The 13,345-nt window shown below is 68.1% G+C and carries 14 protein-coding genes; 6 read left to right on the forward strand and 8 right to left on the reverse strand.

Going from position 1 to position 13,345, the window contains the following annotated elements:
* Together VF536_RS21705 and VF536_RS21710 are read right to left on the reverse strand one after the other, a co-directional pair.
* Positions 1–692: SDR family oxidoreductase (locus tag VF536_RS21705; protein ID WP_331616972.1), on the reverse strand; the 692-nt coding region annotated here is incomplete at its 3' end.
* A 118-nt stretch (positions 693–810) separates the two neighbouring features.
* Entirely contained in the window at positions 811–2,184 is a 1,374-nt protein-coding gene (locus VF536_RS21710) for an NAD-dependent succinate-semialdehyde dehydrogenase (protein ID WP_331616974.1), read from the reverse strand.
* Between the two features lie 217 nt (positions 2,185–2,401).
* On the opposite strand from VF536_RS21710, the gene VF536_RS21715 reads away from it, so the two are divergent.
* Positions 2,402–3,349 (forward strand): GlxA family transcriptional regulator, encoded by a 948-nt coding sequence (locus VF536_RS21715; protein WP_331616975.1) that lies wholly within the window; start codon positions 2,402–2,404, stop codon positions 3,347–3,349.
* 41 nt (positions 3,350–3,390) lie between these two features.
* Here VF536_RS21715 and VF536_RS21720 read toward each other — a convergent pair whose 3' ends face one another.
* Both VF536_RS21720 and VF536_RS21725 read right to left on the reverse strand, forming a co-directional pair.
* Positions 3,391–3,786: a tautomerase gene (locus VF536_RS21720; RefSeq protein WP_331616976.1), complete on the reverse strand. Its 396-nt coding sequence runs from the start codon at positions 3,784–3,786 to the stop codon at positions 3,391–3,393.
* 113 nt (positions 3,787–3,899) lie between these two features.
* Positions 3,900–4,649: an SDR family NAD(P)-dependent oxidoreductase gene (locus tag VF536_RS21725; protein WP_331616977.1), complete on the reverse strand. Its 750-nt coding sequence runs from the start codon at positions 4,647–4,649 to the stop codon at positions 3,900–3,902.
* A gap of 172 nt (positions 4,650–4,821) precedes the next feature.
* Here VF536_RS21725 and VF536_RS21730 point away from each other — a divergent pair, with 172 nt between their 5' ends.
* Complete coding sequence (locus VF536_RS21730; protein ID WP_331616978.1) at positions 4,822–5,403, forward strand: TetR/AcrR family transcriptional regulator; 582 nt, start codon at positions 4,822–4,824, stop codon at positions 5,401–5,403.
* A 6-nt stretch (positions 5,404–5,409) separates the two neighbouring features.
* On the opposite strand, the gene VF536_RS21735 is transcribed toward VF536_RS21730, so the two are convergent.
* Together VF536_RS21735 and VF536_RS21740 are read right to left on the reverse strand one after the other, a co-directional pair.
* Entirely contained in the window at positions 5,410–6,297 is an 888-nt protein-coding gene (locus tag VF536_RS21735) for a fumarylacetoacetate hydrolase family protein (RefSeq protein ID WP_331616979.1), read from the reverse strand.
* Between the two features lie 20 nt (positions 6,298–6,317).
* Entirely contained in the window at positions 6,318–6,713 is a 396-nt protein-coding gene (locus tag VF536_RS21740; protein WP_331616980.1) for a tautomerase family protein, read from the reverse strand.
* A gap of 137 nt (positions 6,714–6,850) precedes the next feature.
* Between VF536_RS21740 and VF536_RS21745 the strand changes: the two genes are divergently transcribed.
* Positions 6,851–7,777, forward strand: a complete 927-nt coding sequence (locus VF536_RS21745) for a LysR family transcriptional regulator (protein ID WP_331616981.1) — start codon at positions 6,851–6,853, stop codon at positions 7,775–7,777.
* 70 nt (positions 7,778–7,847) lie between these two features.
* Here VF536_RS21745 and VF536_RS21750 read toward each other — a convergent pair whose 3' ends face one another.
* Positions 7,848–8,783 carry an alpha/beta fold hydrolase gene (locus tag VF536_RS21750; protein WP_414710428.1) on the reverse strand — a complete coding sequence of 312 codons (936 nt, stop codon included), beginning with the start codon at positions 8,781–8,783 and terminating at the stop codon, positions 7,848–7,850.
* Positions 8,784–8,923: 140 nt separating this feature from the next.
* Positions 8,924–9,655: a CerR family C-terminal domain-containing protein gene (locus tag VF536_RS21755; protein WP_331616982.1), complete on the reverse strand. Its 732-nt coding sequence runs from the start codon at positions 9,653–9,655 to the stop codon at positions 8,924–8,926.
* Positions 9,656–9,762: 107 nt separating this feature from the next.
* On the opposite strand from VF536_RS21755, the gene VF536_RS21760 reads away from it, so the two are divergent.
* The 3 genes from VF536_RS21760 to VF536_RS21770 form a co-directional block, all read left to right on the forward strand.
* Entirely contained in the window at positions 9,763–10,926 is a 1,164-nt protein-coding gene (locus VF536_RS21760) for an HlyD family secretion protein (RefSeq protein WP_331616983.1), read from the forward strand.
* Positions 10,919–12,550: an MDR family MFS transporter gene (locus VF536_RS21765; RefSeq protein ID WP_331616984.1), complete on the forward strand. Its 1,632-nt coding sequence runs from the start codon at positions 10,919–10,921 to the stop codon at positions 12,548–12,550. The genes VF536_RS21760 and VF536_RS21765 overlap by 8 nt, the downstream gene beginning before the upstream one ends.
* Positions 12,551–12,686: 136 nt before the next feature.
* On the forward strand, positions 12,687–13,345 hold a 659-nt coding region (locus VF536_RS21770; RefSeq protein WP_331616985.1), incomplete at its 3' end, for a TolC family protein.

A 13,345-nucleotide genomic window follows, 5' to 3' on the forward strand; every position in this document is an offset into this window, starting at 1 on the left:
GTCGGGATGGTCACGAGCTCGCCCTTGTCGAGGCCGACCAGCGCGGCATCGACCAGGTCCTGCGCGCTCATCGTGGTGGGCGAGGCCTTCTGCGCCGAGTAGCCGGCGACGTCCCAGAACTCGGTGGCCGTCGCGGCCGGCAGCACCGTCTGGATGCGCACGCCCTTGCTGCCGAGGTCCTTCTGCAGCGAATGGCCGAAGGCCAGCACATACGCCTTGGACGCGCTGTAGACGCCGTTCAGGACTTCGGCGGCGATGCCGACCACCGACGAGATGTTGACGATCGTGCCGCTGCCTTTCTCGGAGAACACCGGGCCGATGGCATACGTGAGACGCGTGAGGGCCGTGATGTTCAGGTCGATCATGGATTCCATCGCTTCCACGTCGGCGGTCTGCAGCGAGGCGACCGAACCGACGCCGGCGTTGTTGACCAGCAGCGAGATGCTGGCGTCCTGCTTCAACAGCGTCTCGATCCGGGCCAGATCGGCCTTGTTGTTCAGGTCCGCGGCGATGCCCTTCACCGAGCGGCCGGTGTCGGCGCCCAGGCGGGCCGCCAGCGCGTTCAGGCGGGCTTCGTTGCGGGCGATCAGGATCAGGTCGTAGCCGCGGCGGGCGAGGCGGTCCGCATAGATCGCGCCGATGCCGGTGGAGGCGCCCGTGATGACGGCGGTGCCCTTGGTGGTCGTGCTCATGTCAGTGCTCTTTCAGGTGGGTTGGAGGCGACGTTCTGTCTGGCCCTGGGAAGAATTCTGGTGACCGGGACCCGTTTCCTCAATGTCATTGATGCAATGAATCCGGCCACTTCCAATGTCAGTCCTTGGCGACCAGCACCAGCTTCTGGTTCACGAATTCCTTGATGCCGAGTTCGGACAGTTCACGCCCATAGCCGGAACGCTTCACGCCGCCGAACGGCAGTTCGGGACCGGTGCTGGAGAAGGTGTTGATCCAGACCGCGCCCGTCTCGATGCGCGAGGCCAGGGCCGTCGCCCGCACGATGTCCTTCGAGAACACGACGCCCGAGAGTCCGTAGCGGGAATCGTTGGCCAGCTCGACGATCTCGTCGTCGCCGCGCACGACGTAGACCTGCGCCACGGGACCGAAGAACTCCTCGAAGTAGGCGGGGTTGTCGCGTCGGACGTCGGTCAGGATCGTCGGCTCGAAGAAGTGGCCGATGCGGTCCACGACCTTGCCGCCGTAATGCAGCGTGGCGCCGTGCGCGACGGCCTGCTGCACCTGCCGGGCCAGTCCGTCACGCGCGGACTGCGAGGACAGCGGACCCAGGGTGGTCGACTCGTCCAGCGGGTCGCCGATCTTCACGGCCTTGAACGCCGCGGTGAACTTCTCGAGGAAGGCGTCGGCGATGCGCTCATGCACCAGGAAACGCTTCGCGCCGATGCACTCCTGGCCGCCGACATGCAGGCGCGAAAAGGCGCCCAGCTCGACGGCCTTGTCCAGGTCGGCGTCCTCCAGGACGATGAACACGTCGTTGCCGCCCATCTCGAGCGTCGTCTTCTTGAGGTGCTTGCCCGCCTGGGCGGCGATGGCGCTGCCCGCCCCTTCGGAGCCGGTCATCGCGGCGCCCTGCACGCGGTCGTCCGCGATGATCCGGGCGACCTGGTCCGCGGTGATGAACAGGTTGGTCCAGGCGCCCTTGGGCGCGCCGGCCTCCGTCACCAGCGCCTCGAAGACGCTGGCGGAATGCGGCACGATGCTGGCGTGCTTGGCGACGATCGGATTGCCCGCCGCCAGGTTGGGCGCCATCACGCGCATCAGCTGATAGAACGGGAAGTTCCACGGCTCGACCGCCAGTAGCACGCCGATGGGGTGATGCTCGATCCACGCGTCGCCCTGCGCCGATTCGATCTTGACCGGCGCGAGGAAACGCTCGGCGTTGTCCGCATAGAAGCGCGCGATCTCGGCGACCACGCCGATCTCGGCGCGGCTCTCGCCGATCAGCTTGCCCATCTCGTTGGTGATCAGCGTCGCCAGTTCCTCGGCGCGCGAGTCGATCAGATCCGCGAGCCGGCGCAGCACCTGCAGACGGGGCTGGATGTCGCCCTTGCTCCAGGACGACTTGTAGAGACGATGCGCGTCGGCCAGGGCGGTTTCGACATCGGCATCGGTGTGATTGGGCCACGTGCGGATGAGCTCGTTGGTGGTCGGATTGATGGTCTGGTAGGCCATGACGGAGTCCTTTGGATTGCGTTTGAATCGAATGGACGGGACGTCCATCGATGCTTCGAATCTCGGGGGCGTGGATGGGAAGGACAACGTCGGATCCGCAAGGATTCCGGCCATGCGGCGCGGATCGCACCCTGGCCCGACGGGGAGATTCCCGCTACCCGTGCGCATTCGATCGGCGGTGAAATACAGTGAGTCCTTTCATCGCGATCGATGACTCATGCATTCCATCGGACTGGTCGTCTACCCCAACTTCCAGGCGCTCGGCCTGGCGGTGCTCACGGTGTTCGAGTACGCCAACCTGATGAGCGAAACGCCGGCGTACGAGTTCACGCTGGTGTCGGAACGCGGCGGTCTCACGACCTGCTCCCAAGGCTTCTCGGTCCACACCGAGAAACTGCGCGCCCGTGTCTACGACACGCTCATCGTCACCGGCGACAACGAATGCCGGCTGCCGCCGCAGAGCCTGCTGGATTTCCTCGCCACGGCGCCGGATCAATCACGGCGGGTGACCTCGGTCTGCACCGGCTCCTTCGTGCTCGCGGCGGCGGGTCTGCTCGACGGCCGTCGCGCCACGACGCACTGGTACCACGCACAGGCATTCCGTCAGCAGTACCCCGACGTGCAGCTTGAAGAGGATCGGATCTTCATCGTGGACGGGCCGATCTGGACGTCGGCCGGCATGAGCGCGGGCGTCGACCTGGCGCTCGCCATCGTCGAGAAGGACCTGGGGTCGGAGATCGCGCGCTCCGTCGCGCGCAAGCTGGTCGTGTATCAGCGCCGCGGCGGCGGTCAATCGCAGTTCTCAGCCCTGCTGGAACTCGATGCGAAATCGGACCGCGTCCAGCTCGCGCTGAACTACGTCAGGGAGAACCTGGCCAGCGACCTCTCGGTGGAGGTGCTGGCGGAGGCGGCGAGCCTGAGTCCGCGTCAGTTCAGCCGCGTGTTCCGCGAAGAGACGGGGCAGTCGCCGGCGAAGGCCGTCGAGCGGCTTCGCGTGGAAGCCGCGCGCCTCATGATGGAAACGAGCCGGCATCCGATCGAGGTGATCGCGCGCGAGACGGGTTTCGGCGATCGCGAGCGCATGCGGCAGGCCTTCCTGCGCGCCTTCGGACAGCCGCCCCAGGCGATCCAGCGCCTGTCGCTCCCGCCGGAGATGACCGTCTGAAGCAGCGGCCTCACATCGCGTCCTGAAGCGACGCGTCAGGATCAGGCCTCGTCCGGCGTCCAATCCGGGCTGAATCCACCCAGGGTCGGGTGGTACATCTCGTCCCCGGTGTGCTGGGTGAATTCGACGTTGAGCCGATCTTCCCGCAGCCCCAGGACCTCGATGCAATGGGCGCAGAGCGCCTTGGCGACCTGCATCCGCAGCTCCGGCGGCCGGCCCTTGCGGATGTCCAGCATCATGAGCGCGACGGGTGTCGGCTCGTCGCCGATCTCGGGGATCCGCCAGACCCCGCCCTCGCCGAGTTCGCGGATGGCGACGCTGATGCGGCGCACGTCGACGGACATCATCTCGGCATAGGTCTCGCTCATCCGCTTGGCCAGCAGGCGCTTGGCCTCGACCGGGTAATGATCGTTCACGTCGAGCTGCAGATAGGGCATGGAGGTCTCCGAGGTGGATTCGATAGCGGTCCGTCCCGCCGACTATAGTTGCATATGCATTTATTTGCCAAGGACGGCCGCGCGGACGTCCTTGTCAGGGACGTCCGTCGATCTCAGACCTGCGCAATGCCGCCGTCGACGAAGAACTCGCTGCCGGTCACGAAGCTGCTCTCGTCGGAGGCCAGGAAGGCGATGACCTGCGCGACCTCGTCGTCGCGACCGGTGCGCGACAGCGGCGTGACGGACGCGGCATAGTCGAAGAAGCCGGCGAGCTGGTCTTGCGCCACGCCCGTCTTCTCATGGCCCGGCGTCTTGATGACGCCGGGACTGACGGCGTTGACGCGGATGTCGCGCCCTTTCAGGTCGGACGCCCAGGTCCGCGCGAAGGAGCGCACCGCGGCCTTCGTCGCGCTGTAGATGCTCCAGTTGGCGAAGCCCTTGCTCGCGACGATCGACGCGAGAAGGATGATGGAACCGCCGGCGCTCATCAGCGGCAACGCCTTCTGCACCGTCCAGACCACGCCCTTGACGTTGGTGTTCAGCAGCGAGTCCACGTGCTCCTCGGTCAGGCTGCCGAGCGGCGCCAGCGCGGCGAAGCCGGCATTCGCGCAGACGATGTCCAGACGGCCGGACTCGGCCTTCACGCGCTCGAAGAGCCGGTCCAGGTCGGCCGGCCGGGTGACGTCGCCGACGACGGCGACCGCGCGCTCGCCCAAGGAGGCTGCCGCCGCTTCGAGTTCCTGGGCGCGCCGTCCCGTCAGATAGACGCGGGCGGCGCCCTGCTCGATCAGGGTCCTGGCAGTGGCCAGTCCGATGCCCGAGTTCGCCCCGGTGACAACGGCGATCTTTCCTTCCAGCTTCATGAATCTCTCCAAATCAATCACAAGGTCGAGGCGGTCGTCCCACGACCCATCGGGCCCGGCTCCACGCCTAAGCATGATGGCCATCACGCTTGGCGGCGAAGCATGATTGCTATCATGTTCGGTGTCAAGCGCACGCCGCTCGTCACGCGCCGTTCACATCGAAGGAGTTCCCATGCGTTATCCCGCCGCCGAGACCGCCGAGAAGCACGCCCGCATCCTGGAGACAGCGGCAGCGCTGTTTCGAAAGAAAGGATTTGCGGGCGTGAGCGTCGGCGAGCTCATGCGCGCGTCAGGGCTGACGCACGGGCCGTTCTACAACCACTTCGCCTCAAAGGAGGCGCTGATGAGCGAAAGCTTCGAGCACGCCTCGTTGGCCTCGCTGGCGACCATCGAGGCCGCGGGCGAATCGCCGAAGGCGCTGCTGGCGCACTTCGACGACTACCTGAGCGCCACGCACCGGGACGCGCCTGAACAAGGCTGCCTGTTCGCCTGTCTGGCGACCGAGGTGGGCCGCGAGGAGAGCGTTCGTCCGTCGTTGACGCGCTACCTCCGCACGGCGATCGGCCACCTGAGCAAGCCATGGGGAAAGCTCACCAGGAAGGCCGCGCGACGCGAGGCGATCCACACCGTGTCCGCCATGGTGGGCGCCATGGTGCTGGCACGCGCGGTGGATGACCCCGAGCTCTCCGACGAGATCCTGACGAGCGTGCGCGAGACGCTGCGGAAATCTGTCGCCGCGGCTGCCTCGATCTAGTCGCCGTCAGCGGATCACCACTTTGACCGTGTTCCGAAGCTCACCCAACCCGGTCGCCGACACGCGCACGACGTCGCCGTCCCGCAGGAACCGAGGCGGCGAGAAGCCGATGCCGACCCCGACCGGCGTGCCGGTGGCGATGATGTCGCCCGGCAGCAGGGTCATCGCCGACGACAGCGTCGCGATCAGCTTCGGAACGCTGAAGATGAGGTCGCTCAGCGGCGCGTCCTGGCGCAGTTCCCCGTTCACCCATGTCCGCACGCGCAGCGACTCGACCGGCGCCTGGTCGATCGTCGTGATCCAGGGACCGAGCGGGCAGAAGGTGTCCAGGGATTTGCCCAGAAACCACTGCACATGACTGCGTTGCAGGTCCCGCGCCGTCAGGTCGTTGAGCGCCACGAAGCCGAACACCGCGTCGAGCGCCTCGCCCTCCGGGACGTTGCGGCACTCCCGGGCGATCACGACGCCGATCTCGCCCTCGTAGTCCACCGAAGAGGTCGTCGCCTCGCTGAAGACGATGGGGTCGGTGGGCCCGGCCAAGGACGTCGTGGCCTTCGTGAAGAACTGCGGCGACGACGGGATCGCGGCGGCACCGCTCGTCGCGTTGAAGCCGCTGGTGTCGAACTCGCGTGCGTGATCGACGTAGTTCTTGCCCACGGCAAAGACGTTGCGGACCAGTTGCGACAGCGGCGAGAGGAAGGTGACCTCGTCGAACGCCGCACGTCCGGTGGCGGCGTCGACGAGTTCCTTTGCGCTCAGGCGGCGCTCGATGACCGTGCGCACGGGATTGGGGTCATGGGCGAGCAGGCGGTCGAGCAGAAGGACTTCGAGTCCCTCTTCCTCGACCAGCGCGAGCTTGATCCGACCCTGGTGGATGACGCGGGCGAGCTTCATGGGATCGGTGCGCCGGTGCGTCAGGCGGCCTTGGGCGCGTACTGCATCTCGCCGTTGCCGAAGGACCAGTCCTCGCGGGCCACGTCGACCAGGCTGATCCAGATGTCCTGGATGCGCAGGCCGGTCTTCCCGGCGATGCCCTCGGCCACCGCCTTGTAGAAGGCCTGCTTCACCTCGACGGTCCTGCCGGCATTCCAGGTGACCTGGATGAAGACGATGTTCGGGGTGTAGGTGACGCCGAGGTAGCCCTCCTGCGGGTAGATCAACTCGTCCTCGGTGTGGCGCGTGACGATCTGGAACTTGTCGTTGGCGGGAACGTTCGCGACGCGCGTCATCGCGTCGTACACGACGTGGCTGATCGCATGGACGGTATCGGCAGTCGCCGTCTTGGCGATGTTGATTCGGACGAGAGGCATGGTGGACTCGAGGCTGAGGAAGAACCGCGTGGCGGGCTGATGACCGGACCATACGCAGCGCCGTAGCATCGATCAAGCGAATAGTTGTCATGCATAGAATGCGTCATTCGCATACTGTGATGACACCAGGAATCGCCATGCTGGACGAACTGAAAGCTTTCATCGCCGTGGTCGACACGACCTCCCTGACGAAAGCGGCGGACCGTCTGTCGCTCACGCAGTCAGCGGTGTCCCGCCGTGTCCAGCAACTGGAAGATCTGTTGGGAACGCCGCTGCTCGACCGGTCGACGCGCCCGCCGACCGCCACGGCCGTGGGCCGGCGCATTCATCAGTCGGGCTCGGCGATTCTTCGCGATATCGACCGTCTGAAGCGCCTCGCCAGGGATGACGAGGCGCCCAGCGGAACCTTCCGGATCGGGCTGCCGCAGGTCATCGCGGACGTCGCGCTGTTCGAGATCGCGATGCGCCTGAGAACGAACTTTCCCGCGCTCGACCTGAGGTGCCGCACCGACTGGAGCACGGCGCTGCAGAAGTCGGTCGCGAACGGCGATCTCGATGCGGCGGTGCTCATGCTGCCGTCGGGAAGCGTGCCTCCGGCGGGAACGGAAGCCAGGCACATCGCCACCTTCGACGTGCTGGTCGTGCAGAGCCGGCACGCGCCTGTCGTGCCGGAACGCTCAAGCATCGCCCAGTTGGCCGACAGCGAATGGATCCTGAATCCGCAGGGCTGCGGCTATCGCGCCGCGCTGCAGCGGGCGATGGAAGGCGCCGGCAAGCAGCTGCGCCTGGGCGTCGATGTGCACGGGACGGAAACGCAGCTCCGGCTCGTCGCGGCGGGGATGGGGCTCGGCCTGGCGCCACGCAGCCTGCTGGCCGCCAGCAGCCACCTGCCGGGGCTCTCGCTGGTGGAAGTGGACGACTTCTCTCTGACGCTTGACCTCTGGCTGGCGCATGCCCATGCGCTTGGGAATCTAGGACAGGCGCTCGAGGTGCTCCATCAGGCGCTCACCGAGCCGTCGCAGGCCGAGGACGCCTCGAGCCCTGGCGCAGAGTCGACATGTTGAAGGCACCATGGCTTCGAAACGTGGGGAATGAATGCAGACCGCCCGCCATCGCGGGCGAGTCGAACACGCCTCACTTCACCGCCAGGAACTCGCTCACCGCTTTCACCGTCACCGCGGGCGCCTCCTCCATCAGCCAATGGCCGGCGTTCGGCACCACCAGCTCGGTGACGGTCGTCGCCGCGTTCCTCATCACGATCGCCTCGTTCGCACCGAAGGACTTCTCCCCGCCGATTGCCAGCACCGGCATCGTGAGCCTGGTCTTCACCGACTCCGCGTTGTCCTCCGCATCCTTGCGGATGGCGAGGAACTGCGCGAACGCCGCCTTCATCGCACCCGGCCGCGCATACAGCCTCGCGTAGTGCCGGCGCGTCGCCTCGTCCACTTTGGACGGATCACCGGCGAACTCGTTCCAGAAGCGGTCCAGGTAGATGCGCTCGCGGCCCTTCACCAGGCGCAGCGCGTCGTTGCCGCCGAAGTCGAAATGCCACAGCGCGGGCAGCCGCACGATCTGGTCCCAGGGCGGCACGCCCGGCACCGGCGCGTCCATCACCACCAGTCGCGTCGTCTTGTCCGGATATCGCGCCGCGTAGGCATACGCCACCATCGTCCCGATGTCGTGTCCCACCACGTCCGACTGATCGATGCCGAGCTGCTCCAGCACCGCCCGGATGTCGCCGGCCTGGGTCCGCTTGTCGTAGCCGCCCTCCGGCTTCGACGACAGCCCCATCCCGCGCAGGTCCGGCACCACGACGCGATGCGTCTTCGCCAGCTCGACCGCCAGCGGCGTCCACATGTCGCCGGTATCGCCGAAGCCGTGCAGCAGCACCACCGCCGGACCGTTGCCGCCCACCCGCACGTGCATCGTCACGTCGCCGACGCGAAGGTCACGCACCGCGAAGCTCGCGGGATAGGGCTCCGGCGCGGCCAGCGCGGAGGTCACCGCCAGGAAGGAGCACGCCGCCGCCAGCAGGCCCGCGCCGAGCAAACGCTTGAAGTTTCCGTTCACGAGAAGTCTCCACGCAGCGTCACCGGCAGGCCGGAGCGGCACCGCATCGAAGTCTGCGTGGGCAGTGTGGTCGCCGGCTGGGCAGGGCGCCTCTCCCGATTGGGGCAGGCGCGACCCGCGCCCCGGCTCGTCGTCCCGGCTCAGCGTCCGGCCGCGGCCCGGCGCGACTCCTCGCGCCAGCTGTCCATCAGCACGCGGCTGTGCTCGCGCGAGGCACGCTTGATCGTCGCGACCTCCTCCGGCCCGAAGCGCTCCCAGCCGAGCTTGGTCAGCATGGTCCGCCGCCCCAGCGAGAACACCATCACCTGCCCGCACAGCATCATCACGCGCATCGCCAGCAGCGGGTCCTTCTCCGGCATGCCGCAGTAGCGCGCGACCACGCGGGCCGACATCTCGCCCATCTGCGGCCGCAAGGTCTTGTCGAAGATCTCGAACAGCACGCCCGGCGCATGCCCGATCTGCTCGTGCGCGATGAACAGCCGGCGGTACTCGGCGTCGTCGGGCAGCAGCTGGAAATCGGTCAGCGCGTCCAGCATCACGCCGAAGGCCTCGAAGAGCTGGTCCGGCGTCGCCGCCGGGTCGGCCAGCACCACCTTCGTCCGCTCGACCACCGGCCCGAAATGCGCCGCCGAGCTGTCCGCGATGTACTGCGCGCAGGCCCGGTACACGCCTTCCTTGTTGTCGAAGTAGTACTGCAGCGCCGGCGCGTTCACGCCGGCCGCCTTCGCGATCTCGCGCGTCGACGCGCCTTCGAAACCCCGCTCGCTGAACAGCCGCAACGCCACGTCAATGATGCGGCGGCGGGTCTCCTCGCCGCGCGCATAGGCGGCGTCGGCGCGGTGTCGGGGGGCTCGGACGGGACGTTCGGTCATGTGTAAAGCTGGCTGAAGTCAAAAATATACCAGTTGACAGAAATCTTCCAACTGGAAAAAGATAGCGACCGGAATAATTCTTCGAGCCGGCGAGCCCGGCCACGCCCATGTCTTCCCAGACCCCCGCCGGCCCGAACGGGCCTGACGCCTCGACGTCCACCCCCGCGTCGGCCCCGGTGGCGCCCGCCACCGCCACCGCCAAGTCACCGTCCAAACCGTCCTCGAATCGCAGGCCCGTGCTGCTGGTCATCGCCGCGGCGGCGCTGGTCGCCGCCGGCGCGTACGGCGTCCACTGGTGGACCACCGGCCGCTTCATCGAGACCACCGACGACGCCTACCTGAAGGCCGACAGCGTCACCGCCGCGCCCAAGGTCGGCGGTTATGTGACTCAGGTCTATGTGGTCGCCAACCAGACGGTGAAGCGCGGCGATCCGCTCGTGAAGCTGGACGCCCGCCAGTACCAGGCCGCCGCCGACCAGTCGCAGGCCACCATCGACGGCCGCAAGGCCGACATCCGCCGCTTCGAGGCGGACATCCTCCAGCAGCAGGGCCAGCTCGCGCAGACCCGCGCCCAGGCCGAGGCCTCGCGGCTGGCGCTGACGCATGCGCAGGACGAGGTGACGCGCCATACACCGCTGGCCGCCACCGGCGCGACCACCGCCGAGCGTCTGGCCGAGCTGCGCAACACCCGCGACCAGGCCGTCGCCAGCCTGGCCGCCGCCGAGGCCGCGGTGAAGGCCGCCGACGGCCGGCTGAAGTCGAGCGAGGCGCAGGTCGCGCAGTCGAAGGCGCAGGTCGAGGCCGCCGAGGCCGCGCTGCGCCAGAACCACCTCGACGTCGACGACACCGTCGTGCGCGCCGCCATCGACGGCCGCATCGGCGACACCACCGTGCGCGTCGGCCAGTTCGTGCAGCCGGGCACGCGGATGATGACCGTGGTGCCGACGCAGGACGTGTACCTCGTCGCCAACTTCAAGGAGACGCAGATCGGCCGCATGCGCGCCGGCCAGCCGGTGACGCTGCACGTCGACGCCTTGCCCGATCTCGACCTGCACGGCACCGTCGAGAGCTTCTCGCCCGGCACCGGCGCGCAGTTCGCGCTGCTGCCGTCGGAGAACGCCACCGGCAACTTCACGAAGATCGTCCAGCGCGTGCCGGTGCGCATCCGCGTGACGCTCGATCCGAAGGCGGATCCGACGCTGCGCGATCGCCTGCTGCCCGGGCTCTCGGTGACCACCGACGTCGACACGCGCGGAGCCCGCCATGGCTGAGGCCGCATCGCCGGCCGCGTCGACTGTGCCGGGTGCGTCGGGGGCGCCGGGTGCGGCATCGCCTGCCGAGGCCAACGCCGGCACGGGCGACTGGATCGCCGTGGCCGCCGGCGCGCTCGGCGCGCTGATGGCGACGCTGGACATCTCGATCACCAACTCCGCGCTGCCGCAGATCCAGGGCGCGATCGGCGCGACCGGCACCGAAGGCACCTGGATCTCCACCGGCTACCTGATGTCGGAGATCGTCATGATCCCGCTGGCCGCGTGGCTCACGCGTGTCTTCGGGCTGCGCAACTTCCTGGTCGGCAACGCGGCCCTGTTCACCTGCTTCTCGGTGCTGTGTGGCCTCTCGGGCAGCCTGCCGATGCTGATCCTCGCGCGCATCGGGCAGGGCTTCACCGGCGGCGCGATGATCCCCACCGCGCAGACCATCATCCGCACGCGGCTGCCGCGGCATCAACTCCCCGTCGGCATGACGCTGTTCGGGCTGATCGTGCTGCTCGGGCCGCTGCTGGGACCCGTGCTCGGCGGCTGGCTGACCGAGAACGCCAGCTGGCACTGGTGCTTCTTCATCAATGTGCCGGTCTGCGCCGCGCTGCTCGCGCTGCTGCTGCTCGGCCTGCCCGCGCAGCGCATGCATCTCGAGGAGTTCATCCGCGCCGACTGGCTGGGCATCGTCGGCCTCGCGGTCGGATTGTCGACGCTGACCGTCGTGCTCGAGGAAGGCCAGCGCGAGCGCTGGTTCGAGTCCTCGATGATCCTCACGCTGAGCCTGGTCTCCGCCGTCGGCATGGCGATGATCGCGCTCTCGCAGCGCTACGCGTCCAGGCCCATCCTGCGGCTGCGCCTGCTGCGCAACTGGCACTACGCCAGCGTCATCGTCATCGTGTTCACCGTCGGCGCGGGGCTGTACTGCATCTCCTACCTGGTGCCGCAGTTCCTCGCGCTGATCGCGGGCTACAACGCGGCCCAGTCGGGCGCGATCATGCTGCTGGCGGGCCTGCCCGCCTTCCTGATGATGCCCATCCTGCCGCGGCTGATCTCGCGGGTGGACCTGCGCGTGATGGTGATCCTCGGCCTGGCCGCCTTCGCCGCGAGTTGCCTGCTCGACATCGGCCTCACCGCGCAGAGCGTCGGCCACGACTTCATCGGCTCGCAGCTGCTGCGCGGCGTCGGCCAGATGCTCTGCATGATGCCGCTCAACCAGGCGTCGATGGCGACCGTCACGCGCGAGGAATCGGGCGACGCCGCCGGCATCTACAACATGGCGCGCAACCTCGGCGGTTCCGTCGGCCTGGCCGTCATCGGCACCTTCATCGACCGGCGCAACAGCCTGCACATCGACCGGCTGGGCGAGACGCTCAACGCGAATTCCACGCTGGTCCAGGATCGCCTGGCCGGCAGCGCCGCCAGCCACTTCGCGCAGGTGGGCGACTTCGCCTATGCGCAGCTGCAGGCGATGAAGGAGCTCGTGCTGACCATCCATCAGCAGGCCAGCGTGATGACCTTCTCCGAAACCTTCTACGTGCTCGCGGCCGCGCTGCTGCTCTGCGTTCCGCTGGCGCTCACGCTCAAGACACCGCAGCAGCCCGGCAAGGCGCCGGTGTCCAACGACGCGCATTGAGATCCTCATGACTCAGTTCCCTCACTTCCCTGACCTCCCTCACCGGCCTCAGCTGCCTCATTGCCGGCGACCCGGCCGACTTCGGCCGGGCCTCACCACGCTCACCACGCTGTCGGCCATCGCGGCCGCCGCAGCCATGCTGCTGCTGACCGGCTGCACCACGGTCGGCCCCGACTACAAGGGCGCGCCGGCCGTCGCGGCCGAAGCGCTCCAGCAATCGCGCTTCAAGCGCGACGATCCATCCGCCAACGCCGTTGCACCGGTGGCGGCGCAGTGGTGGCGCGCGCTCGGCGACGCCACGCTCGATGCCCTCGTCGAGCAGGCGTTGGCCCAGAGCCCGACGCTGCAGGCCGCCGAAGCCCGACTGCGTTCCGCACGCGCCGCGTTCAAGGCGCAGGAGGCCAACGGCCGCCCGACAGGGTCGGCGTCGGTGCTGGGCGCCGGCGTCTGGCAAGGCCCGGGCACCGATCACGAGAGCTCGCTCCACCTCTACAGCGTCGGCTTCGATGCGACGTGGGAGGTCGACCTCTTCGGCGGCACGCGGCGCGCGGTCGAGTCCGCCTCGGCGCAGGCGCAGGCCGTGCAGGCCGACCTGGCCGACGCACAGGTGTCGCTGACGGCGGAGGTCGCGTCGACCTACGTCGGCCTGCGCGCGCAGCAAGGCCGCCAGGCGCTGCTGCGTGACACCGCCACCTTCGACGCGCAGGCGCTGGCGCTGGTCCTGCAGCGACGCGACCAGGGCGTCGCGACGGTCGACGACGTCGAGCAGCGGGCCCAGCAGGCCGAAGCGACGCA

This window comes from Roseateles sp. (assembly GCF_036486225.1).
In the GTDB taxonomy this organism is placed as follows: Bacteria; Pseudomonadota; Gammaproteobacteria; order Burkholderiales; family Burkholderiaceae_C; genus Roseateles.